The following is a 22885-nucleotide window of genomic DNA, read 5'->3' on the forward strand; positions in this document are numbered from 1 at the left end:
TCTCGTCTTCTCTGGGATTTATTGTTGTGCGGCAAAGACTAATCCGGGTGCCGGCGGGGCGCAAGCGCGCAATATTTACACAGTTCCACCTTGTGAGAACGGTCAGACTTCCCGCGCGGGCGAAAGTCGAACGTACAACATTGTGAAACGGGGCGAATCAGGACGAATCATCTCCCCGCGGCCACCAGAATAGGCTGTACGTTGTTATGCTTCTCTTCCCCCCGGCCCGGTGAACGGAGAGAGGCGAAATGAGAAACGAGAAAAACGAGGGCGCGGTCAAAACGCCCCGGATTCCGATCAGTCACCTGGAGTAGCCATGTTCTACAGACACTACCGCGCGGCCCGTACCCTGGCACTGTGCGCCGCCCTGACAGCCTGCGGCGGCGACAATGCACCGTCCCCCGAACAGCAGCAATCCCAACCGGCCGCTGAAACCGCCAATCCGGACGCCTGGCCCGAGCTCCAGGCCGCCCTGCGCCGGGATCCGGAACAGGAAGCGCGCATTGCCGATCTGCTGTCCCGAATGACCATCGAGGAAAAAGTGGGACAGTTGATCCAGGCGGAGATCAAGTACGTCACCCCGGAAGATGTCAAGAAATACCACCTGGGCTCCATCCTCAACGGCGGCGGTACCTACCCCGACAACGACAAGTTCGCCACCCCGGAAGACTGGCTGGCCCTGGCCGACGCCTACTACGAGGCCTCCATGGACACCTCCGACGGCGGCGTGGCCATCCCGGTGATCTGGGGCAGCGACGCCGTACACGGCCACAACAACGTGATCGGCGCGACCCTGTTTCCCCACAATATCGGCCTCGGCGCCACCCGTGACCCGGAGCTGATCCGTCGTATCGGCAAGGCCACCGCGCGCGAGGTGGCCGTCACCGGCGTCAACTGGACCTTCGCCCCCACCGTCGCCGTGGTGCGCGACGACCGCTGGGGCCGCACCTTCGAAAGCTACTCGGAAGACCCGCGCATCGTCCGGCAGTACGCCGAACAGATGGTCGAGGGCATCCAGGGCGAAAAGGACAGCGACACCTTCCTCGACGGCCGACACCTGGTCTCCGCCACCAAACACTTTATCGGCGACGGCGGCACCGAACGCGGCATCGACCGCGGCGACACCAAGGCCAGCGAAAAGGAACTGGCCGAGATCCACGCCGCCGGCTATATCAGTGCTCTGGAGGCCGGCGTACAGACAGTGATGGCCTCCTTCAACAGCTGGAACGGCAAGCGCCTGCACGGCCACGAGTACCTGCTCACCGATATCCTCAAGGAGCGCCTCGGCTTCGACGGCTTCGTCGTCGGCGACTGGAACGGCCACCGCTTCGTGGAGGGCTGCACCGTCGAGAGCTGCGCACAGTCCATCAACGCCGGTCTGGACATGTTCATGGCGCCCTCCGACTGGAAACCCCTGTACAAGAACACCCTGGCCCAGGCGAAGAGCGGCGAAATCTCTCCCGAGCGGCTGGACGACGCCGTGACCCGCATACTGCGCGTCAAACTGCGCGCGGGCCTGTTCGAGCGCAACCAGCCGCTGGCTGGCCGCACCGATATCATGGGCAGCGCCGAGCACCGCGCCATTGCCCGCGAGGCGGTGCGCAAATCCCTGGTGCTGCTGAAAAACAACGGCGGACTGCTGCCGCTGGACCCGGAGCAGAAGATTCTGGTGGCCGGCGACGCGGCGGACAACATCGCCAAACAGAGCGGTGGCTGGACCATCTCCTGGCAGGGCACCGGCAACACCGATGCCGACTTCCCCGGCGCCACCTCCATTTACGACGGCATCAAAAGCGCTGTCTCCACCGCCGGCGGCGAAGCCGCACTCAGCGAGAACGGCGATTTCTCCGGGGCAACCTTCGCCGACGGCGGCGAGGCCGACGTGGCCGTGGTGGTCTTCGGCGAGAATCCCTACGCGGAATGGCACGGCGACCTGGCCAGCCTTGAGTACCAGCTGGGCACCAAGACGGACCTGGAGCTGCTGCAGAAACTGCAGGAACAGGATATTCCGGTGGTCAGCATCTTCATCTCCGGCCGCCCGCTGTGGGTCAACAAGGAAATGAACGCATCCGACGCCTTCGTCGCCGCCTGGCTGCCGGGCTCCGAGGGCGCCGGCGTCGCCGATGTGATACTCACCGACGCCGACGGCAAAAAGCAGTACGACTTCACCGGTCGCCTGTCTTTCTCCTGGCCGCGCCTGGTACACCAGACGGTCATCAACCACCGCGATGAAGACTACAAGCCGCTGTTCACCTATGGCTACGGCCTGCACTACGGCGACAGCACCCAGATCAGCAACAACCTGCCCGACGACGGCGAGACCTACGCCGACGGCGCGCTGGAAGACGCCTGGCTGATGGTCTCCCGCCCTCGCGCACCCTGGCAGCTGATGATTGCCGAAAACGGCCGCGACCCCGTCGCCGTCACCGGCAACCGCGCCAGCAGCGGCGACGACAACAACATCACCGTGGCCTCCATCGATATGGAATCCCAGGAAGACGCGCGCCAGATCGACTGGAAGGGGCTGCGTGGCGGCAGCGTGCAACTCAGCGCGCAGAAACCCCAGGACCTGAGCCGCTATATCGCGGAAGAGGCTGCGCTGACCCTGGATATCCGCGTGGACCGGCTGCCCGAGCAACCCGTGTCCGCCCGGATTGCCTGCGCGGACGGCTGCGCCGGCGAACTGCCGCTGCAGCAGCCGCTGCAGTCGCTGCCGACCGGCGACTGGTCGCAACTGTCCATCGACCTGCAGTGCTTCGCCGAGGAAGGCGCGGACTTCTCGCGCATCTCCAACGGCCTGTCGCTGACCAGTGAGGGGCCGCTATCGCTGGCGGTGGCGAATATCAAGTATGTGCCGGGCGCGGCGGAGTCTGCAGAAATCCGCTGCCGGGGCTAACGGCGCTACCCCCGTCTTTGACGCAAAACAATCAGGGCAGGGGAGAATCCGCAGCCGTCGGGCTCAGAGAACGGAAACTGTCCAGTAGGAAATCGATTAGTAAGCGCAGCGCCCGAGTCCCTTCGCGGTGCCGCGGATAGGTGAGGTACAGCGAGCGGGGCTCCGGCTCCCAGTCCTCCAGAAGCGGCAACAGATCGCCCGAGTTCAGGTAGTTGCCAGCAATAAACCTGGGCAGCAGCGCTATTCCCTCCCCCGCGACGGCCGCCCGACACAGGGCCATGGAGTTGTTGATTTCGAATCGACCGGTCACATCCACCGTTTCAGAACGCCCACCGCTGGTAAAACGCCAGCGGGTCGCCTCTTCCGCCAGCGAATACACCAGGCACCGATGCTGGCCCAGTTGTTCCGGGTGTAGCGGCGGCTGTCCGACCAGATAGCGGGGACTGGCGCACAGCACCCGCGGCAAATCACTCAGCCTGCGGCCGATCAGACTGGAGTCCTTCAAACTGCTGGCGCCGCTGATACTCAGGTCGAACCCCTTATCCACCATATCCACCCGGGCATCATCCAGCGCCAGTTCGATATGGATATCGGGGTAACCCTCCAGGAATCTGCTGACTATCGGTGCCAGCAGCTCTATTCCTACAGACATGGGCGCATTGACCCTCAGCCGGCCGCGCGGCGTCTGGCTCTGGTCTCTGGCCTGCTCGTCCATCGAATTCAGTTTCTCCAGCACTTCGACGGTGCTCTGGTAGTAGGCCTTGCCCGCCTCAGTAAGAGAAAGCCGGCGCGTGGTCCGGTTCAGCAAACTCGCACCCAGCTCAGCTTCCAGCGCACGCACATACTTGCTGACAGCCGCGGCGGAATACCCCAGGGTTTCCGCCGCGGCGGCGAAACCATTCAACTCGACGACACGGCGAAACACCGTCAACGCAACCAGCTTATCCATGATACTGCTCCGGCCCCTGACTGGAAATCGATTATTGAAGAACTGTTAATAGTCAATTGAAAATTACCACGATTATTGCGTTTTTATAAACTGATAGAGTGATCCTCAATCGATAACCAAACCGGTTCATCCCGTCAAACGAAGCGAGGTCACCATGTCAAAAATTTCCAACTACCGCCAACTCAAAATCACTGCCCTACTTCTGGCCGGTGCACTGTTTGCTCCTCTCCTGGCGGCGGACACCGGCACCGAAGTCGGGAAAAGCCCCTGGGGTCCGGAGGACGAACGGGGGCGCCTCAACCTGATGACGAGGGAATCCCAGTTTCGCATTCTCTCGAGGATCAGCAGCGGAAAGGTCTACGACCTGTCGGTGGAATACTACATCGGCATGCCCGGCGTACATATCGCCGGCGATCCCCCCTACCGGATCTGGATGACCCATACCCCCAGGGGCAACCAGATTGCCGACCCGATGGATATGGGTGAGGCGATGAACGAACACATCAGCTACAGCGGCAGCGCCATATCCATGTACACCCACAGTGGTACCCACATAGATGCGCTCAACCATTTCGGTCTCAACGGCAAAATCTGGAACGGCTTCAGCGCTGACCAGTACCAGGGGGACCGAGGCTGGACAGCCGCCGGTGCGGAATCCATTCCGCCCATTGTGGCCCGCGGCGTAATGATCGATATCGCCACCGCAAAGAACCTGCCGCAATTGCCGGACAATTACCGCATTACCGAAAGCGACCTGAAGGAGGCGCTCAAGCAACAGCAAATGACCCTCGAGGAGGGTGACGTGGTACTGGTACGCACCGGGCGTATGCAGAACTACGACAATGCGGCTGTCTACCAGGAAAACTACCCGGGCCTCACTCTGGGTGCCGCGAAATTCCTGGCGGAAGACGCCGAGGCCATGATTATCGGTGCCGACAATATCGCGCCCGAGGCTTTTCCATCAGAGGTGGAAGGCAATTATATCCCGGTACATACCTACCTGCTGGCGCAACAGGGAGTGCCGATCCTGGAGGTTGTCAATATGGAGGCGCTGGCGCGGGACAAGGTTTACGAGTTCGCCTTTATCGGGGGGTCGCTCAAACTGCGCGGTGCCGATGCCGGCCCGATGCGCCCCATCGCGATTCCGGTGGACTAAGTCTACGATTTCCGGGCCCAAATCTGCCATTCAGCGCCGCCGCTTCTTGCCCCGGGTAATTTCGTTGGACAGTACGTCCAGTTTGGACTCCCGGAAACCGCGGATCAGCCACCTGTCACGACTTGACCCGCTTGCGATATTTCCCGACAACCAGTTCATAGGATTCATTCAGCAAGGGCTGCAAATCGCGGAATACCTCCCGATCGGGATTGAGAATACCGACCCACGACATCCAGCCATATACCGGGTGGGGCAGTAGCGTGTTCAAGCGCGTGAAGTCGTGGCCGGTATCCACAACGCCCCCAGCAACAGGTCTCGACGGCCTTTCCCCCAGGGCTTTTTCGTAGGATGGCTTGCTGATACCGAAATTGAAGCGAAATACGCCTGTGCGACCCAATCCCGAGGCCCTGTCGTTATCGCCATCCTTGTCCTTGAGTGTTGCGAAATACACTCCCCAGGGGAGCTTTCCTTCCGGATTGTAGAAGAATGACTGCTCTCCCCACGCGTTCACAGCCACCAGCCCTTGATACCGGTCGACGATGTAGTCCGCTATTTCCTCTTTCTGCACTTGTCGCTCCTTGTTGTTGCCTGCAGCCCGCGTGGCTGCGCAGTCGCTCCCGGGATTTGTCTACGCCTCAAGCATACTGTATAAAAACGCAGTGTCCAGGCGGCGGGGAACCCTCTACCAGCTCCTCGACACACCTTCACAGTCGAAATACCCGGGCAACCGGCCCAGCAAATCAACCGCGAACAAGTAGCAGTAACCCATGGCCGACCCCGTTGAACTGGCTCCGGATTATTACCTGACCAATTTCCACGCCCTGATGGAATTTGTGATGGCGCGCTACCAGCCGCTGCTCTCGGACGACGAGCGGCGGTTCTACAGCTCCTTCCGGGCGCTCGACCTCGACAGCCAGCGACTGTACGTGCGGCTGCTGTCGCGCAAGGGCGTGCCTTCCTCCGCCGGTGCACTGTTCCGACAGAGGAAGCTGGTTTACCCCGAAATCGATGACCTTCCCCGGGCCGCGGAGCGCCTGGTCGAGGCCGGCCTGCTGCGGCGCAATCCGGCACTGCCGCCGGACGAGTACCTGCCGCTGTTCAGCAAGTCGGAATTGCTGGCCCGCAGCCCCGCGCCGCTGCCCAAAACCCTGAAACGCCCGGCGCTGGAACTGGCCCTGCTGGAGCAGAGCGATGATCCAGCGGTGCTGCGGGACACTCTGCTGACCGATGAAACTGTGCTGGCGGTGCAGGCGGCGGAACACTTCGAGACCTTCAAACTGTGTTTTTTCGGCAACCTGCATCGGGACCTGACCGATTACGTGCTGCGGGACCTGGGGCTGTACCGCTACGAGCAGTACCCGCTGGAGCAACGGCAACTGCCCTTCCAGAGCCGCGAACAGATCGACCGGCACCTGTGCTACTACGACTGCCTGGCGCAGCTGGATGAAGCTCTGGACGAGGGCGCGGATGCAATACTGGCACTCGCCGAACAGCTGCCAGACGGTATCCGAAACGACGCCACCCTCCACCGCCGCCTGGACCGCCTGCGCCTGACACTGGCCCGGCAACTCGAGCGGCTGGAAGAACCGGAGGCCGCCGACCGGCTTTACCGGCACTGCACGCGACCGCCGGCCCGGGAACGCCGGGCGCGGATCGCCGTCAGGCGCGGCGATATCGACACCGGCCTGGCCCTGTGCCGGGAAATCCTGGCGGCGCCCCACAACGAGGCGGAACAGCTCTTTGCCGAAAGTTTCGGCTACCGCACGGCCAAGCGGGCGCAGCGCCTGCCGGGCTGGGAAGCCCCCACCAGATACCGGCCGCCCACACAGACAGTGGCGCTGCCACAGGTACCGGAACGGGTCGAACTGCTGGCCGCCGCCTGGCTGGAACAGGGGTCGGCAAAGGCACACAACAACCCGCCTGCCGCTCCCACAAGCGACCAGTGCTTTTACGTGGAAAACAGCCTGCTCAACGGCGTGCTGGGGCTCTACATCTGGGATATCCTTTTTTCCCCGGTGCCGGGAGCTTTTTTCAATCCCTTCCAGGCGGCACCCAGCGACTTCCGCACCGCCGATTTTTACCCGCTGCGCCGCGCCGCCTTCGAACAGCGCCTGGCCGAACTCGACAGCGACATACTGGCGCAGCGCGTCTGGCGGCACTACCGCGAAAAACGCGGCATCGCCAATCCACTGGTGGCCTGGGAAGCCCTGCCGGAAACACTGCTGGAACTGGCTCTGGCCCGCATTCCCACCGATCACTGGCAATCAATATTCCGGCGCCTGCTGGGGGATATCGCCCACCACCGCAGCGGCCTCCCGGACCTGGTCCTGTTTCCGGCAGCGGGCGGCTACGAACTGGTGGAAGTAAAGGGCCCCGGCGATCGCCTGCAACAGAACCAGCGCCGCTGGCTGGCCTTCTTCGCCCGCCACCGGATCCCCCACCGGGTCCTGCACGTGGAGTGGCAGCGCCCCTGAGCCGCGGTAAGCCGTAGGATGGGCAAAGGAGCGCAGCGACGTGCCCATCAGCCGGGGCCCGGATGCGCCCGACAACCGGAGACCATGTAGAACCTTGAGCGAAGACACCACCACAACAACCGACCACGACACCGCCCCCCTGCAACTGCCGGTACGGGAACTGGTGGCCTTCGCCTGCCGCCGCGGTGACCTGATCGGCGAACCCACCGGCGGCCCGACGGCCCGGGAAGGCATCCGCGCGCACCGGAAACTGCAAAAACAGCGCCCGGCCGGCAGCGAGGCCGAATACAGACTTCAGGCCCGCTGGCACTGCGACGGACAGGAAGTGCTGCTCAGCGGCCGGGTGGATATCCTGCACCCGCAGACCGACCTCCACCGCCCGGTGCAACTGGACGAAATCAAAACCACCTACCGCCCGCCCGCACAACTGCCGGAATCGGCGCGCCAGCTACATTGGGCCCAACTGAAAATCTACGGCTTCTGCTACCTGCTGCAGCAGCGCGACGAACCGGACAACATCGGTGACGACCGCATCGCACTGCAGATGCTGTGGCACAACCTGAAAGAGAAAAAGAACCACCCGGAACGCCACGAATTCACCCGCTCCGAACTGGAGGCTTTCGCCCGCGCCGCAGTGAGCGAATACCTCCAGTGGCACCGACACTGGCATCGGCACCGCCAACGGCTACGCGTATCCGCCCGGTCGCTCGACTTTCCCTTCGCCGATTATCGCCCCGGACAGCGGCAACTGGCCGTGGCCGCCTACCGCTGCCTGCGCGACGGCGGCGAACTGGTGGCGGAGGCCCCCACCGGTATCGGCAAAACCGTCAGCACCCTGTTCCCGGCCATCAAGGCACTGGGGGAAGAACAGGTGGACCAGCTGATCTACCTGACCGCCAAAAACTCCGGCCGCCAGGTGGTGCGGGAAACCACCGAGCGCCTGCAGGACAAAGGGCTGACACTGTCACTGCTGGAGATACAGGCGCGGGACAAAACCTGTGCCTGCCGCCTGGGCCTGTGCAGCCGCGATGCCGACGGCATCTGCCCGCGCACCCGCGGTTTCTTCGACCGCCTGCCGGAAGCGCGGCGGCAACTGCTGGGCGAGCCGCTGTTGACCCCGCCGGTAGTGGCCCGGGTGGCAGATCGCTGGCAACTGTGCCCCTTCGAACTGTCCCTGCAGATGCTGCCCTGGGTCGACCTGGTGGTGTGCGACTTCAATTACATCTTCGATCCCCTGGTGCGGCTCACCGCCCTGCAGGATGGGGGCCAGCGACGCGCGCTGCTGGTGGACGAAGCCCATAACCTGGGCGATCGGGCGCGCTCGATGTACAGCGCCAGTCTCACCCGCAGCGACAGCCGCCGCGCCGCGGCCGCCAGTAAAGCGCAGCCGACACTGCGCCGGCGCATTCAATCCCTGGTGCGGGCGCTGGATAAATGGGTGGTGCAGCGCCGGCGAGAAACAGACGCGACGCACGGCGATACCGAACTCTGGGTGACGCCCGCATCCGGAACCGAGCAGCGACCGGAAGCCGTCACCCGCGCGGCCGACAAAGTGGCAACGCAGGTCAACCAGCTATGGGAATCCTCCCAGTCGCCGCCGGACGCCATCGCCGACTGGTTGAAGGTACTCTACCGCTACCTGTGTATTGAACAGTTGATGGCAGAAGAGCACCGCTGCCTGACCCGAACCGAAAATCACCCCAGCCGCTGGCAGGAACAGCAGTTGAAATTGCTGTGCCTGAACGCCGCCGACTACCTGCAACAGTGCTACCGGTCCTTTCATGCGGTCATTGCCTTTTCCGCCACGCTGCGTCCCGCCGGCTACATCTATAGACAACTGGGTCTGCAGCCGCAATCGCCCTACCTGATGCTGCCCTCGCCGTTCCCACCCGAGCAGCTCGGCGTCTTCCTCTGCCCCTACGTGGATACCCGCTACCGGGCCCGCCACCGGGCCACCGACGCCCTGGTGGACATGGTGGCCCGCGTGTACCGAAGCCGCCCGGGCAACTACCTGGTGTTTTTTCCCTCCTATCGCTTTCTGCGGCAGGTGGCGGAGCGCTTCGCCGAACGGTTTCCCGAGATCGCCCCGATACAGCAGCAACCCGGCGCGGGCGAGCAGGAGCGCGCAGCGTTTCTACAGCATTTTCGGGAGGGCCAGCGGACCCTGGGCTTTGCCATCATGGGCGGTGTCTTTGGCGAGGGGGTGGACTATGTGGGCGAACGGCTGGTGGGCACCATCGTCGTCGGCGTGGGCCTGCCACAGATCAGCGAGGAACAGGAACTGCTGCGCCGGGCGTACGATACCGACAGCGAGAATCCGGGCAGCGACGGCTTCGACTTCGCCTATCGCTACCCGGGCATGACCCGGGTACTGCAGACCGCCGGCCGCGTGATCCGCACCGAGTCCGACCGCGGCGTCCTGATCCTGGCCGACTACCGCTTCGACGGCCCCTTCTACCGGGCCCTCTACCCCGATCACTGGCAGACACAAACCTGCAACAGCGGCGAAGCCCTATCGGCCGGACTCAGCCATTTCTGGGCACAAGACCCGTAGGGTGCACCGCGCGCACCACTCGGTTTCGCCTCCCCCCGCAGGATGGACAAAGCGAAGCCTGCCTATCAGACCGCGAACCTTGCCGCCCCGCAGAAAACTGTATTAACATACAGCACAGAGAAAATTTAACTCCTCCGCACCGCCCAGGTCACCGTGTTATCCCGAAAATTCTACCGCCGCGGCCCCAGTCGACAATCCCAACAGCCAGTCACGTTCGTCGATATCAGGAGACAGTTCGGCTTCCGCTCCATCAGCATCGGCCGCTGGGTCACACAGGAAGAGCGAGACCGCGCCGCCGGTCTTTTCCACGACGCCCTCGCCGATTTAATGTGGATACTCCGGGGTCCCGAACGCCTGATCTCCCTGCGGCAGACCCTGTCTTTCCAGTACGGTATCGGCGGCCGCCCCGGCATATCGGCCTTCTACGATCCTTCGGCCAGGAGCTTCTCCCTGGCAAAAAACGCCGGCCCCGGCTCCATTGCCCACGAGTGGTTTCACGCACTGGACCACTACCTCGCCGACAAGGCGTTCAGCGATACTCACCGGGGCATGTACGCCTCGGAAGCCTGGCTGCGCGACGCCACCCCGGTACCCCACCCGCTCAACGACCGCCTGTTCGCCTGCTTCAGATCCATTATGCTGGACGAGGCAAGCGATAACCCCAGTGACCTGGTGCGAATATCCACCGAATTCGACAAAGAAAATGGCTGCTTCTACTACAGCGAACCCGTGGAGCTATGCGCCCGGGCCTTCGAAGCCTTCGTGCAGGATTCCGCCGTCACCAACAACTTCCTGGTATCCGGGACCAAAGCCACCGAAGAGGCCCGCATCGGACTCTACCCAACCGGCAGCCACCGGCGGAGAATAAACGCAGTATTCAGGGAGTACTTCTCCTGCCTCGGCAGCGCCCTGCGGGCAAATCCTGCCCGCCCGGGACGATGATTCCCCAACACAACCGGCTTATTCGTGCTGCAGGATATTAAGGCGGCTGCCGAAAGGATCCCGAACATGAAACCGCCGCACGCCCCATGGCTCATTAATCGACTCCTACCCAACCGGCACTTCCGCTTCGCGGAAACGGCCCAATGCAGCCGCGATATCATTCATCTAAATGGAAAGATAGAGCACGGAGAACCCGATCTCCCTCGGCACCCAAACTGACCTGAACAATCATCTTCGTATCCGGACCATGCGCCTGACACCAGGCGTAATCCAACAGATGTCTTGATAGTGGACACGATACGCCCGGCTTTCATAACTCATCCCGGATCACATCTGTGGCAACCCCCATAATTGACTTCTCTATTCTAAAGAAGCAGTTCCTTGCCGATTGGATAGTAGACTGAAGCAGCCTCAACAAGGCTGGATGCTGTAAGATCCCGCACTCCATACACCTCAACAGGAATATTGTATTTTGATCGAACTTTATCAACCAGAACATCAAAGTCGCCATCCCCTGATACCAGAACGATGACATCCGATTCACCGGCACAATCCAGTACATCAACTGCTATTCCCACATCCCAATCACCCTTGGCAGAACCGTCTGACCTCTGTATATAGGGCTTCAGCCTGACCTGAAAACCTATGGCCCTGAGAATATTCTGGAATTGCCTTTGCTTCTCATCCCCCCTGTCTATGGCATACGCAAAAGCGTTGACAACCCTTCTTCCCTCTGTAGCATTCGCCCAGAATTTATTGTAATCAAAGTTCGCGTTGTACACGCTCTTCGTTGTGTAGTAGATATTCTGTACATCTACAAATAAGCTGACCTTCTTCATGTTTTTCTCAACTTCCAATATCGTCGACTCAACGATCAAGCTACGCCGCTACCGATTTCCGTATAACAACACGGGCGAGTCCTGTATTCACTCCATACAATGGTCATCCCGGGCTCGATCCGGAATCCAGGCCGCCGGGGCACCTTCGTTGGATCCCGGATCGTTTTGTTATGCCGAGCTTGATACGGTACCGGGATGACGGCCACGGGGAGCGATCTTTGGTCGGAGCAACTTTGAGACGACTAATAACTCATTCTACCGTAGTTCCAGCCCGACTCTACGCGTGTACTCCTTCTTTAAAACCTGCATTACCAGTCGGAATCTGAAGAATCTGATCCGCTGCCATCCCAGTCGCGCCTCGCATCAGATTTCCTGTATTGTTTTATACTCGCCCAGGAATTACCCACGGTTAGGTACTCAATATTATCCGGCGGTATTATTTCAATCGAGGTACATTCTTTAGCACTTCTCGCGGCATCGATCGAAGCGAAATCGTCCATTGTCGCAGAATTCACAACAAGAGCGGGAAGCCAATGTGGTGTCAAGGTGACCCTAAGCAGGACATGCTGATCACTATCGCAATAGTCTTCCGCATATGAGCGACGTCCTGTCAGGCACTGACCAAATCCTGTTCTATCAGCACTCGAAAGTTGTCGCCCGGATTGCGCGGCGGCTACAATCGTGGCACCGCCACCGGAATTCCTGCGCGCTGGATCGAGTCCTACATGCATGATTCCAGTCTCAGCGTCGAGTGATCGAAAAAGCGAGATCCCTCGAATGTGACCATCCTGTACAGCTTTGAAAAAATAATGCATCAGATAAACGCCTCCCTTCTTTATAGGAAAATTTAAACTCCAATTCCCGCATAAAGGAACCGAGCTTCATCAGCACAGAGCTATTGAGGCTCACTCTCTTGAACACAGAAAATAGCTTCTACTCGACTGCTTCGTTGGTACGTGTCCACTGAGCAACCGGGCGGCCGTCGCGCCGCCACCACGATCCGGCTTCGTCCTGCGGCCAGCCATCGGGGGAGTCCTCCCACGTCTCCTGCCGACCGTAGAGTGTGAGATCGAGCAACTGCAACGTAGGCATCATGGCTTCGATCCCTCGCAACGACGTTTCATACGTCTGGAACACCTGATCGCCTTCCCGCAGGTAGCAGCGCACGTCGCCACCGTCTCGGGTCGCCAGCACATCTGCCGAGCCGGCGGTGGAGTACCACGGCGTCGTCCACCCCATGAAGTCCCGGTAGGCAGCGATCTCGTCCCACGGGCCACTGCTGAAGACGGCGTAGGTTACATCACGCTCGGCCAGATAGGCACAGACGGCGGCGTTCATCGCCGCCTGGGTGTGCGTGCAACCCTCGCACTGCTGGTGGTGAGGCGCGCCCTTCCTCTTCCACATGAAGTGATACACGATCAACATGCGCCGGCCTTCGAACACATCGTGCAGAGGGACAGGGCCGTCCGCACCCACAACCGTGAGCGGCTCCATTCGCGTTATCGGTAGACGCCGCCGAGCCGCAGCCAGCTCGTCGCCAGCGCGTGTGTGTGCCTTCTCGTGAACCAGCAGCTCGGCACGAGCCCGCTCCCATTGATCACGGGTAACTACCTGGGGGGATTGCGATTCTGTCATAGCCGCTCTCCATAACTCTTTTACATTCCCGAGACTAACGAGGCTGTAGAAAAACTATCTCGAGAAAACAGCCCTTCCAGCCATATTCCTACTCGATTATTCCTCTCGATTTAAGCACAGTCCGTCTACATAGTCATCTTTTCGGCCAGCCGCTCAATTGGCATACCGCTAGCTCATTATCTCATTGAATCGCTTATTTGGGGTTCGCGGGTGGGAATGATCTTCTTCTGGTTCCTGGCGTTTTATTGATTCCTCTTCTCGTACTTCTTTTTATACTTGGAGAAAGCCTTGTCCCGGGACCGGAATTTTCTATCTGAAATGTAATCGTTGATATATCCTTTGCGAAGTAGTCGTTATTCTCCTCTCTGGAGAAGCCGGTATCTGCCGTAGCGATAACCTGGCTTTTCAGGACATCGTCGTGGATACCGGTATCGCGGGTGGCGCTTCCTGATACTATCCAGAACCGCCTTCCGCGTATGCTGCTTCTAGCCGACACTGACTCAACGGCGTCGGGATAGCCACTGACAGAGTTCGCGATACTGGTGAAACAGGAGACGGTATCACAGGAGAGGGCTTTGAAGATAATGTGGTTCTCACATTGCCACTGGATTTCGCAGCTGGAAGTGATGCCTTTGGCATAAGCAAACAGGATGATCTACAGGAGAATGGCTGGCTCATAAGCACAACGACGGACTACTGCCCAATTTGTCAGAGCAGGCCCACTGGAAAATTCAAAAGACAGTGTCCTAAATCACTTGACTACTACAGCCACTACAAACACCCGTCCTTACCCGATTGGATCAAGGTCTTGGACCTCGCTATTGGCCCGAAATGCATACGCCTGCAGTTGGATAAATAACGTATTCCGAGCTCTCTATACGGCAGAGCCGGACATAATCACCACCAACTTCACACACCTTCCAGTGCCCCTCCTGCGCGCTGGAAATACATACTGAACAACCCGGCCTATCGGGCTTAATCGCGACGCGTTCCCCGAATCTCTTTTCAATCTCATCCACAATATACGGCTGACCGCCGATCCTATTGCTTCTTGTCGCACAAGCGCTTAATACGCCCACGAACGCAAATAGCAAAACATACTTACATACGACCTGTGCTCTCTTATCGGGAGACATATATTCCTCCAGATGTCAGGAGCCAAAAGGTAAATAGCTCTATCTCCGCCGCAGGTACTCCCCACCACGTTAAACTTGGATGCTCATCGAGCATGATCGGCAAGGCTGGAGCCAGAACAAAAATGATTGCTGGCAGACAGCAAAATGCAAACACGAGGGAATAGGTTATACGCGGAAGGCGGTTTCGCGACCGTGCCCGCCAGTAGGGTAACAAAAGTGCCACCAGAATCGCGGTAATCGGCAAGTACCAGATTGACGGCGCACTACCACCAAAGACCATTGCGATAATTGCACCGAGGGCAGTTCCCACTATCGCCTGCTGAGACACATCTGATTCCTTATGCATTTGCGGCTCCCTAACTCGCCTATATTTTGTGCCCAACGAGGCTATAGAGAAACCACCTCAGGAATCAGGTTTCCACAGCCATAATATTGGTTGATCGTTGGAGTCGATTTAAACACAGTCCCCTGTATGGTCCAACTCCCCTAATCCCGGTAAGGTGAGGCTCGCAATTTGCCGCCAACAATACTTGACCACTACACTTCTGTTCAGAAGCGACCATTGAACGCAGTGAAATAGGGTCCGATGCAGAGCCTACAGTCCAGAACACACTAGAACTATCTGTTAAGTATGCTTAGCTACTGTCGGTTTCAAGCGGTGACATATCAGAAGTACTGAAATCGCAAGAACGAAACCTATTACATCCGACAAGGCAACAAACAGGCACAGAGTGTAAATCAACCACCTGTTCAGATTTCTATCGGAAAGTAAGATGATTCCCAGGAGAAACCCAGATAACAAGGTTATTACATCGAGAGTCAACGCTGCCAAGGCAACACTCATGAGTGTATCTTGATCCATATAAGGTTTTGTCTCGTTATAGATAACAGGAACGTGCTCTATTTTCCAGACAAGCCTATAGGTACTGTATAAAATCAAGATGAGGGAAATCAGGCTCTTAGCGATTTTCACTTTGTTATCCTTGTGTAGTGCTCAGCTGTTTCCGGACTGTAAGTTAAGACTTTCTTCCGCCTTTGCGGGTGCTACGCCATCGTTGTGCTGATGGGGGCATTCCCAGTTGTAGCAAGTCATCAGATAGTGGCTGATGTCACGGTTTGCATCTGCGATGGAGTCGTGCCGAGAGGTGGTATCCATTCGCTTTTCAGGCTGCGGAACAACCTTACCATCGGGGCACTGTCCCAGCAGTTTCCACGACGACTCATGCTCTGAGTCATTCGGTAGCGCCACAGTCGCTGCCGGAATAGACGACTCCCATACCAACTGCCTTGATCCGAGTGGAACATGATGCCATTCGGCTTACCTCGCTGCTCCCAGGCTATTGCCAGTGCCTTCACCGTGAGTACGGCATCGGGCTGTAGATTGCCTGCAGAGGCGTTAAGGCGGGGCGGAGAGGCGCCACGTTTCATCCAAAGTGACTGGGCCGAGGCGTCTCTTCTGGACCGAGACCGGGGCACCGGCGACGCGCAAGTAACGGCCATCCACCAGGAAGTCGCCCAGTCGGGCGGTGCTCAGCAGGCGATCCCAGTAATGGTCGTAGCGGGGCGGCAGCACGCTGAGCGCCAGGCCGTCGCGATTGAGAAACCGGTAGCGGCCCAGGAAGACGGGCATGGGTGTGGCCGGGTCCGGCACTTCGCCGGTGAGTGCCTGCACGTCCACCAGCCAGGGGCGTTCACCGGGCCGGTAGTCCGTGTCCTGCCATTCCCCTTCGCGGCAGCGCAGGCTGAAGGTCACCGCGCCATTTTCGTTGGCCGGACCGCCCTCCGCGGACAGCAGCCGCCAGACCAGCAGCGCCGGCAGTTGCCGGTCGGCGCCGGCGAGAGTGGGGCGATCGTGTTCGGTCACCCGCCAGCGGGGGGCCGCCCCTTCCCCTTCCGTGCGGGTAGAGAATTCGCAGCGGCCGCTTTGCTCACGGCTCAAGCGCAGTACCGGTGCGCCGGTGTTCATGGCACGGGGCGCCAGGTCCGCGTCGCCCTTGATCAGCGGGGCCTCCTTCTTGCGAGCGAAGTCATCGTCGGCGACCACGGGGATGCGCACGCCCTGGGGCACATCCAGGGCGTTGTAGCGTTCTTCCTTGGTGACGAACCGCAGGTCCTTTTCAAAAGCCGGCTCGGTGGCGAAGGCCATCACCTGGACGCGCAACGCATCGAGCCCATCCGCCAGGCGCAGCGGATAGAAACGGGCCCCGCCGTTGCCGAGCAGGGCGCGGAACAGATCGGTTTCCCCGGGGCGCTGCCACTCCGGCCAGGGAGTATCCGGCTTCGCCGGTACGGCCTTAGCATCCTCCGGGACCGTTAACTGGCTGAGATAACGGCCGGGGCCGCTGATCAGCAGTTCGGCCCGGTTTTCCCCGGTGGTGCGCAGGCGGGTGCGGATGCCGTTGTCGGTCTCCGCCTGACTGACCTCCCCCGGCGCCGGCACCGGCAGCGTCAGATCCACCACCGGCCCGGGCGGGTAGTACAACCCCTTGGCGCGCACGACGCGGACCCGCTCCAGGCGTTCGTCGACGCCGTTAAGACCCAGCGGCAACAGCCGGTCGCCGGTTTCCAGGCTACCCTTGAAGGTCTGCGCGGCGGTGCCCGGCCGGCTACCACCGAAGGTCAGATCCAGGGGCTCGCCCTGCGCGTCCATGGCCGTCGGGTTCCGGAAATCGAGCCGGCCAAACCGGGCGAGATCGTCCCGCCATACCCGGTGGTCGTAGAACAGCTCCAGGCCCCAGGAGGTTTTAGCCTTGAATGCGCCGATCGGCGTGGCGAACACCTGGTCCCCGGTGAGCGGTGCGGCGCCGCGGGTCTCGGCGCGGGCGACCAGATCGTCCACCTGACCGGGCACCGTGGCACTGGCCAGGTACAGCGTTGGCGGCAACCGATCCCAGGGGGCGTTGCCGCGGGTTTCACCGTATTGCCATTCCAACTCGCCGGCCGGCCAGCTGGCCGGCACCAGGGCCAGCAACTGGCGCACCGGTTCGTCGCGGCCGCCCATGGAATCCCGGCTTTCATAGACCACGCCCAGGCGCTCCACCCAGCCGCTGTCGCGCTCCACCACCAGGACGCCGGACAGGTGCTCCCCCTCCCGGCCCTCACGCAGGGTGGCGAACACCCGCTCGGCGGTGACCGCCACCACCCGGGCGCGCATCGGCGGCAGGCCCACCACCCGGTCCAGGCGGCGCTCGGCGCCGCGCACTGTCGGCAAGCCAACGGTCAGGCCCGGCGCCGGAAACTGGCGCGGCAGCAGGCGGCCCAGATCGTCATCGTCCTCGGCCAGGGCAGCCAGGACGTCACCATCCAGGGGCTGCGCCCAGGCCGGGGCTTCGGTGCCCCCCTCTTCGGCGCCGTCACCGAGACGAAAGCCGCCGCGCAATACAGCGCGCAGGGCAGGCGCCCGCTCGCCGGTCCAGGAACTGCAGTAACTATCGCTCTTGCGTTGCCCGCTGACGCACAAATTGCGCGGCGTCAGGCGCAGATCGCCTTCGTCGCTCATGCGGTAACGAACCAGGCCCTTGGTGTCGACCACCACATCCCTGGGAGTGGTGCCGCTCGGCATCTGGAATTCCGCGCGGGCGTACAGCCGGTAAGCGCGCTGGTCGCCGGGATCGGGCTGGAAGGTCACGGTGTCCTGGGAAAGCCCGCAACCGGCCAGGACGAGGGAGACGCATAACGGGGCCAGGGGGACGATGAGGCGAATCATGGGGCTCCTTGGCGAAGGTTTCGGCGGCATCAGATTCTACCTGCTCGGCGGTGAAAGTGCAGGAAACGCGTTCGCGCCACGCCCAAGGCCACCCGGGGGCCTGCTGTCAGAGCCTCGCCACGGGTATCCCGGCCACAATCGGCTGCTGGGAGCACAACTGCCGACGGAGACCAGGGCTAAGAAGGAGGTATGAGGGGATATTTTTTAGCTGGTGGGTGTCTCTATTTCTTTCATTCTGTTCCAGCTCTTTGAAAGTGTCGGAATGCGCCTTTGAGACGTCCGAGAGCATCTTGCAGCCGTCGATGGCAAAGAGCTCATTACCCATGATTGCAAACCAGCAGAACCTGCTCGAATATAGATTCGATAGCATCCGGACAGCTGCTTACGAAGTTAGCGATACTGGTGAAATGCGGAACTGAGTCACAGGAGAGAGCCTTGCAGATGATGTTGTTTTCACACTGCCATAGATCTCACGGCTGGAGGTGATGCCTTTGGCATAGGCAAACAGGATGATTTTCAGAAGAATGGCTGGATCGTATGCGGATCTGCCGCCCTGATCATTGGTGTATTGGTCTCAGAAGGGGGAGAGGTCGATATGGCCATCGACCAGGCGGTGGAATGTGAACTCGAAAGTGTCGGGCTGGAGTTGGTCATCGAAGTTGATGACGACCATGGCGTCCTGGCTGTAGCTGTACTTTCTGAAATTTGGCATATCCCCCCCTTTGATGGCCAAATTCTACCAAAAACCACTGGTTTTTAAGAGTTTTTCTACAGCCTGAACGCCAACAGCACGCGCGGCTGCGAAGTGGAGGCGAAGCCGCAATGGAGCAGCCGTCGCCGTGACTGTATTGGTTAGGGCGATAGTCACTGTTGCTCATGGAACACATCAGGAAATTCTTTGTACCAGTACCATGCTGCGGCAGAAACTATGGTTGCCCAAACCAAGCCACCGACGATTAAAGCTACCCTTTTCGGTTCCTCAGTAATAGCATATAAAGTGGGGAGACATAAAGAGAACCCTGCTATTAATGCAAAGCCTGACTCTTTGGACTCTCGTAAAAATTTTTGTAGTTGAGATTCCCTGCAGTTCCTCTTTCTTGCCTTACTATGAACAGCTCTGCCACCAAAATAGAAAGCTAAAAGGCCAGCGAGAAAAGCTATTACCGACGATGTAATAACATGTGCCATAAAAACTCCTAACGAGGCTGTAGAAAAACTCCGGTCTCTTCCTGCTGTTCATATTTCACCCAAAAATCGCGATTCTATGTGAATTCTGGGCCAGTTCTCCATTGCGAAAAGCATTTCAGGGCACTCTCCGCACGGAAAATTTACCTGCTTCAGGATTACTCGAGTTTTTCTACAGCCTGAACGCCGCGCTCACCGGCGAGCAATGCTATGCACCTTTGTGCGATAATGGGAGCGAAGCGACCAGCACAAAGGTGCATAGCGTTGGCCGTCCGGTGCAGCGCATGGTTAGAGCTGCTACGGAGCCCCATGGTTTATGTATACCTCCGAACCTTCCCCACTATAGAGGGCAGAAACCGTAACCAACGCTTTATCCGACCTCCAAACCAGCCATGCTGAATCATTATCCACATCACGATCTGGACTTGATTCATACTTATTAGTGTATTCTCTTTCCAAATCTTTTATCTTTTGCTTTGCTTCCGAGTCTTTGGAATAAGAAATATTTACAGTCTGAATTGAAATTTTCCCATCTTTACAAGTGTATGAAACCAAAGCAGGAAAACCTTCATGCACAACTTCGAATATTTTCAATCTTCCGTCGATTTTTAGCCTAGAACCCTGAGCTCTCTCAAGCTCGAAGACAGATTCACAGCTATCCCCGATAGATACTCCCCGCAACGCAGTAGCACCTACTTTAAATGAAAGGATTAAAAAATTAGGAGATAAACGTATTTTTTCATATGCTCTAACGCCAAGCTAACCGGAGCGCGGCTTGTCCGCGCGTCCGGTTGAGCGACTGGTTAAACCCAGCAGGGCCGAAACCTCCGCCAGATCAGGTGACGGCGGCCGACTTTCAACATGAGGAATGTATTCTTCTGAATCTGGCCCCCAATCGAAGTATAAGCCAGCCCCCTTTGCTTCTAGTTGCGACGCTAAGTCGGCGGTGATTTTTAAATCCTGAAAGTGAAGCCGCTTCGGCTTCTTGTCGCCGAGAATATGGGCAAAAACTTCCAAACGATATTTTCCCTGGCGAAAGCGAAACGATGCAGAATCGTCATCTGGAGCGAGGAAATGATGGTTTGCTGAAACTCCGTTTTCCCCGACATAGAGCCCGCTACCACGAACCAGCTTTTGTTCGCCGTAAACCCAAATATTGAAGTTCTGCTTTGCCTCGTTGCGAGACAGCGTGACATGCATACTCTCTATTACTCGGCCCCGCTTCGATGTAGCGAAGAGCAAGGTACGGAGGTAAATCTTCGGCAAACCTTCTTCCGCAGACGCCCGTGGAGCGTCTAGCCCGAAAAATATGACGGTAGGCTGCGTCATTCGGACCGTGCCACGCCGGAATAGTGTCAGCCAAGCTGTCGTCCCGGAAATAGCCAAGGCCAACACCGAGATGGCAATTGATATGGACTCTGTCATGAGCCTCCCGTGGGTTTAACGACCCGAGCAGGGGCACATTTTGCGTTTTGAGCGCAGCGAAGAAAAATGTGTCCCCTGGCTTGGCTTGTTAGAGCTGACTTGGCATTTGCCTGCAGCATTCTTTGACGTCTTGAAGACCATACTCAGGTGAATCCAAATTGAGGTCATGCGTGTTGTAGGCAACACCCACACCAGAGACGTTTGTGCTACCCCCAAATTCTACAAAGTAGTACTTCCCAGGTTCAACATTTAGATTGATCGTTTCGCCTGGAGTTGTGGCTATAAAAGGCCACTTTATCTTTATTTCATGTTTTCCAGGCTCAACGTATGCCCAAACAAAAGACTTGTTGGGTAGTTTTGAAAATGCTTTACCGTTCAATGTTGCAGTAACAGAATACATTACAGGCGGCACCATCTTCCTATATAGAACAACAACCCCTTTTTCACTCGTCGGCTCCCCTACATCGGCCTTGTCATAGGCCAAAGCCCCTTCGGGGACCGTCGCACATCCAGACATGAATAGGAATAGTAGTAAAAAAATGATGTATTTCATCTGATTTCCAAATAAGTTCTAACGAGGCTGTAGAAAAACTCCGGCCTCTTCTTGCTGTTCATATTTCACCCAAATATCGCGATTCTACGTGAATTCTGGGCCAGTTCTGCATTGCGAAAAGCATTTCAGGGCACTCTTCGCACGAAAAATTTACCTGCTTCAGGATTACTCGAGTTTTTCTACAGCCTGAACGCCCGCAGCACGGGCAAAATTGGAGCGCAGCGGAAATTTTGTCCCAGTGCCTGCGTTTGTTATGCATTTCCTGCCTCATGCTTAACCTGCCAAAACGATATCTGATATTCTATAAGATCCTCTTCATCTTCTGGTACGTAAAATTCTACTGTGCACGGCTTATTCGGGAAGAGCACCTTGAGCTTAAGCTCGTAGATTTCCTTGAGAGTATTGCCAATTACAAGCAATTTGTCCTTTGTAATATCGTCGCAGCCGTAGTGCTGAAGGTCAGCGATATGTAGATGATTTATCACCCACTCTACAGATTTCGGCGTGCTACCTTTCTGAGACTCGAACCCTCGGACTGAATCTTCGGAGAAGCCCTCCACAAATATGTAGTCCTCGAACTCGACAAAGTTTGGCCAAAAGATGGATGCATAACCTACAGCAAGCTTGAAGTTGCCTTCACAACCTACCCAGGATTCGAGATCAATCCCTTTTCCATTATTCCATGCCGCTAATTCGGCTTTCATGCTTTCAGGAATTTCCATGGTTACTCATGTATAACGTTTCCATCTGCGGCGGCTGGCGCGTTTTTAGCGCGAAGCGCGTTGCGTATGCCGTCCGCAGCATGGCCTGGTTATGCATCCGGCTCCCACTCAACTTCGCTAAGATCGAATCCAGCCGCTCCAACTCGTGCTGGCTTTCCCGGTATGAACATGATCGTCACAGGATCATAACTCCATTCATATTCTTTTTTCCCGTTTACTTCTCGTTCGGAACGCTTTCTATTTCCAGATGTAAGACGAATCACAATGTAATCCTCGAAGAAATCATAAATTGGTTTTGCAGGCTGTTCTGGATTGCGGTGCATTCCGTGCTTAATCGACAAATCACTAAGGTTGAGATCTTTCAGCTTTTCGAGTTCACTTTTGGGGAAAAATACTTGTTTTCCACCAACTTCTATATTCACCCTCAGCGCATCATCTGTTTCTTCATCCAGCTCAATTTCTAATAAGAAATCAACATGTGGCTCAGGGAGAACTCCTATGATTTTGACATAATGCTGATGTACAGGCATGTCCTCGAATGCAAATGCCTGAAGGCTCAAAATCATGAAGTAAAATATCGATAGTTTCTTCATAGCTCTCTCGATGCATAACGCCGTGCGCAGCGGCCCCTTGCTTTGTGTATTTTTTGCGCGAAAATAAGAGCGTAGCGACTGCACAAAAAATGCGTAAAGTAAGACGTCGGCTGCCGCACA

Annotated in this window: 17 protein-coding genes and 3 pseudogenes; 5 read left to right on the forward strand and 15 right to left on the reverse strand. The window is 58.1% G+C overall.

The genetic code is table 11. The annotated features are described in order from the left end of the window. The first annotated feature begins 316 nt into the window (after positions 1-316). The gene (locus OQE62_RS14645; protein ID WP_265722792.1) at positions 317-2896 is read left to right on the forward strand and encodes a glycoside hydrolase family 3 protein; all 2580 of its coding nucleotides are present in this window, start codon (positions 317-319) and stop codon (positions 2894-2896) included. A 31-nt stretch (positions 2897-2927) separates the two neighbouring features. On the opposite strand, the gene OQE62_RS14650 is transcribed toward OQE62_RS14645, so the two are convergent. After that, entirely contained in the window at positions 2928-3845 is a 918-nt protein-coding gene (locus OQE62_RS14650) for a LysR family transcriptional regulator (RefSeq protein ID WP_265722793.1), read from the reverse strand. A 154-nt stretch (positions 3846-3999) separates the two neighbouring features. Here OQE62_RS14650 and OQE62_RS14655 point away from each other — a divergent pair, with 154 nt between their 5' ends. Next, the gene (locus tag OQE62_RS14655) at positions 4000-5001 is read left to right on the forward strand and encodes a cyclase family protein (RefSeq protein ID WP_265722794.1); all 1002 of its coding nucleotides are present in this window, start codon (positions 4000-4002) and stop codon (positions 4999-5001) included. Positions 5002-5116: 115 nt separating this feature from the next. On the opposite strand, the gene OQE62_RS14660 is transcribed toward OQE62_RS14655, so the two are convergent. Continuing rightward, positions 5117-5569, reverse strand: a complete 453-nt coding sequence (locus OQE62_RS14660) for a DUF6194 family protein (protein WP_265722795.1) — start codon at positions 5567-5569, stop codon at positions 5117-5119. Between the two features lie 199 nt (positions 5570-5768). Here OQE62_RS14660 and OQE62_RS14665 point away from each other — a divergent pair, with 199 nt between their 5' ends. From OQE62_RS14665 to OQE62_RS14675, 3 genes are all read left to right on the forward strand, one after another. Continuing rightward, entirely contained in the window at positions 5769-7475 is a 1707-nt protein-coding gene (locus OQE62_RS14665; RefSeq protein WP_265722796.1) for a VRR-NUC domain-containing protein, read from the forward strand. 94 nt (positions 7476-7569) lie between these two features. Then, positions 7570-10029: an ATP-dependent DNA helicase gene (locus OQE62_RS14670; protein WP_265722797.1), complete on the forward strand. Its 2460-nt coding sequence runs from the start codon at positions 7570-7572 to the stop codon at positions 10027-10029. Positions 10030-10182: 153 nt separating this feature from the next. Beyond that, positions 10183-10971 carry a CLCA_X family protein gene (locus tag OQE62_RS14675; protein WP_265722798.1) on the forward strand — a complete coding sequence of 263 codons (789 nt, stop codon included), beginning with the start codon at positions 10183-10185 and terminating at the stop codon, positions 10969-10971. Between the two features lie 365 nt (positions 10972-11336). Here the strand turns inward: OQE62_RS14675 and OQE62_RS14680 are convergent, their stop codons facing one another. The 13 genes and pseudogenes from OQE62_RS14680 to OQE62_RS14740 form a co-directional block, all read right to left on the reverse strand. Next, positions 11337-11810, reverse strand: a complete 474-nt coding sequence (locus OQE62_RS14680; RefSeq protein ID WP_265722799.1) for a LabA-like NYN domain-containing protein — start codon at positions 11808-11810, stop codon at positions 11337-11339. Positions 11811-12743: 933 nt separating this feature from the next. After that, positions 12744-13445, reverse strand: coding sequence for a DUF899 family protein (locus tag OQE62_RS14685; protein ID WP_265722800.1), 702 nt, complete (start codon positions 13443-13445; stop codon positions 12744-12746). A gap of 493 nt (positions 13446-13938) precedes the next feature. Then, a pseudogene (locus tag OQE62_RS19560) lies at positions 13939-14133 on the reverse strand (transposase); the annotation flags it as partial. 434 nt (positions 14134-14567) lie between these two features. Then, positions 14568-14927 carry a hypothetical protein gene (locus OQE62_RS14690; protein WP_265722801.1) on the reverse strand — a complete coding sequence of 120 codons (360 nt, stop codon included), beginning with the start codon at positions 14925-14927 and terminating at the stop codon, positions 14568-14570. Positions 14928-15575: 648 nt separating this feature from the next. Further along, positions 15576-15958, reverse strand: a pseudogene (locus OQE62_RS14695) (DDE-type integrase/transposase/recombinase); the annotation flags it as partial. Positions 15959-15977: 19 nt separating this feature from the next. Further along, a complete protein-coding gene (locus OQE62_RS14700) occupies positions 15978-18287 on the reverse strand; it encodes an HAD family hydrolase (protein ID WP_265722802.1) in 2310 nt (769 codons plus the stop codon). A 235-nt stretch (positions 18288-18522) separates the two neighbouring features. Then, a pseudogene (locus tag OQE62_RS19565) lies at positions 18523-18999 on the reverse strand (transposase); the annotation flags it as partial. 152 nt (positions 19000-19151) lie between these two features. Continuing rightward, entirely contained in the window at positions 19152-19475 is a 324-nt protein-coding gene (locus OQE62_RS14715) for a hypothetical protein (RefSeq protein WP_265722804.1), read from the reverse strand. Positions 19476-19769: 294 nt separating this feature from the next. After that, positions 19770-20066 (reverse strand): hypothetical protein, encoded by a 297-nt coding sequence (locus tag OQE62_RS14720; protein WP_265722805.1) that lies wholly within the window; start codon positions 20064-20066, stop codon positions 19770-19772. Between the two features lie 165 nt (positions 20067-20231). Beyond that, the gene (locus OQE62_RS14725) at positions 20232-20672 is read right to left on the reverse strand and encodes a hypothetical protein (protein WP_265722806.1); all 441 of its coding nucleotides are present in this window, start codon (positions 20670-20672) and stop codon (positions 20232-20234) included. A gap of 313 nt (positions 20673-20985) precedes the next feature. After that, a complete protein-coding gene (locus OQE62_RS14730) occupies positions 20986-21450 on the reverse strand; it encodes a DUF2846 domain-containing protein (protein ID WP_265722807.1) in 465 nt (154 codons plus the stop codon). Between the two features lie 251 nt (positions 21451-21701). Then, positions 21702-22172: a hypothetical protein gene (locus tag OQE62_RS14735; protein ID WP_265722808.1), complete on the reverse strand. Its 471-nt coding sequence runs from the start codon at positions 22170-22172 to the stop codon at positions 21702-21704. 89 nt (positions 22173-22261) lie between these two features. Continuing rightward, positions 22262-22765: a hypothetical protein gene (locus OQE62_RS14740; RefSeq protein ID WP_265722809.1), complete on the reverse strand. Its 504-nt coding sequence runs from the start codon at positions 22763-22765 to the stop codon at positions 22262-22264. Between the last annotated feature and the right edge of the window lie 120 nt (positions 22766-22885).

The organism is Microbulbifer halophilus, assembly GCF_026183675.1.
Lineage (GTDB): Bacteria > Pseudomonadota > Gammaproteobacteria > Pseudomonadales > Cellvibrionaceae > Microbulbifer > Microbulbifer halophilus.

Coding starts and splice junctions, on each gene's coding strand:
- OQE62_RS14680 (WP_265722799.1), bottom strand. CDS start 11,810: ATGAAGAAGGTCAGCTTATTTGTAGATGTACAGAATATCTACTACACA.
- OQE62_RS14690 (WP_265722801.1), bottom strand. CDS start 14,927: ATGCATAAGGAATCAGATGTGTCTCAGCAGGCGATAGTGGGAACTGCC.
- OQE62_RS14740 (WP_265722809.1), bottom strand. CDS start 22,765: ATGAAGAAACTATCGATATTTTACTTCATGATTTTGAGCCTTCAGGCA.
- OQE62_RS14715 (WP_265722804.1), bottom strand. CDS start 19,475: ATGGCACATGTTATTACATCGTCGGTAATAGCTTTTCTCGCTGGCCTT.
- OQE62_RS14655 (WP_265722794.1), top strand. CDS start 4,000: ATGTCAAAAATTTCCAACTACCGCCAACTCAAAATCACTGCCCTACTT.
- OQE62_RS14685 (WP_265722800.1), bottom strand. CDS start 13,445: ATGACAGAATCGCAATCCCCCCAGGTAGTTACCCGTGATCAATGGGAG.
- OQE62_RS14725 (WP_265722806.1), bottom strand. CDS start 20,672: ATGCATGTCACGCTGTCTCGCAACGAGGCAAAGCAGAACTTCAATATT.
- OQE62_RS14665 (WP_265722796.1), top strand. CDS start 5,769: ATGGCCGACCCCGTTGAACTGGCTCCGGATTATTACCTGACCAATTTC.
- OQE62_RS14730 (WP_265722807.1), bottom strand. CDS start 21,450: ATGAAATACATCATTTTTTTACTACTATTCCTATTCATGTCTGGATGT.
- OQE62_RS14650 (WP_265722793.1), bottom strand. CDS start 3,845: ATGGATAAGCTGGTTGCGTTGACGGTGTTTCGCCGTGTCGTCGAGTTG.
- OQE62_RS14735 (WP_265722808.1), bottom strand. CDS start 22,172: ATGGAAATTCCTGAAAGCATGAAAGCCGAATTAGCGGCATGGAATAAT.
- OQE62_RS14700 (WP_265722802.1), bottom strand. CDS start 18,287: ATGATTCGCCTCATCGTCCCCCTGGCCCCGTTATGCGTCTCCCTCGTC.
- OQE62_RS14645 (WP_265722792.1), top strand. CDS start 317: ATGTTCTACAGACACTACCGCGCGGCCCGTACCCTGGCACTGTGCGCC.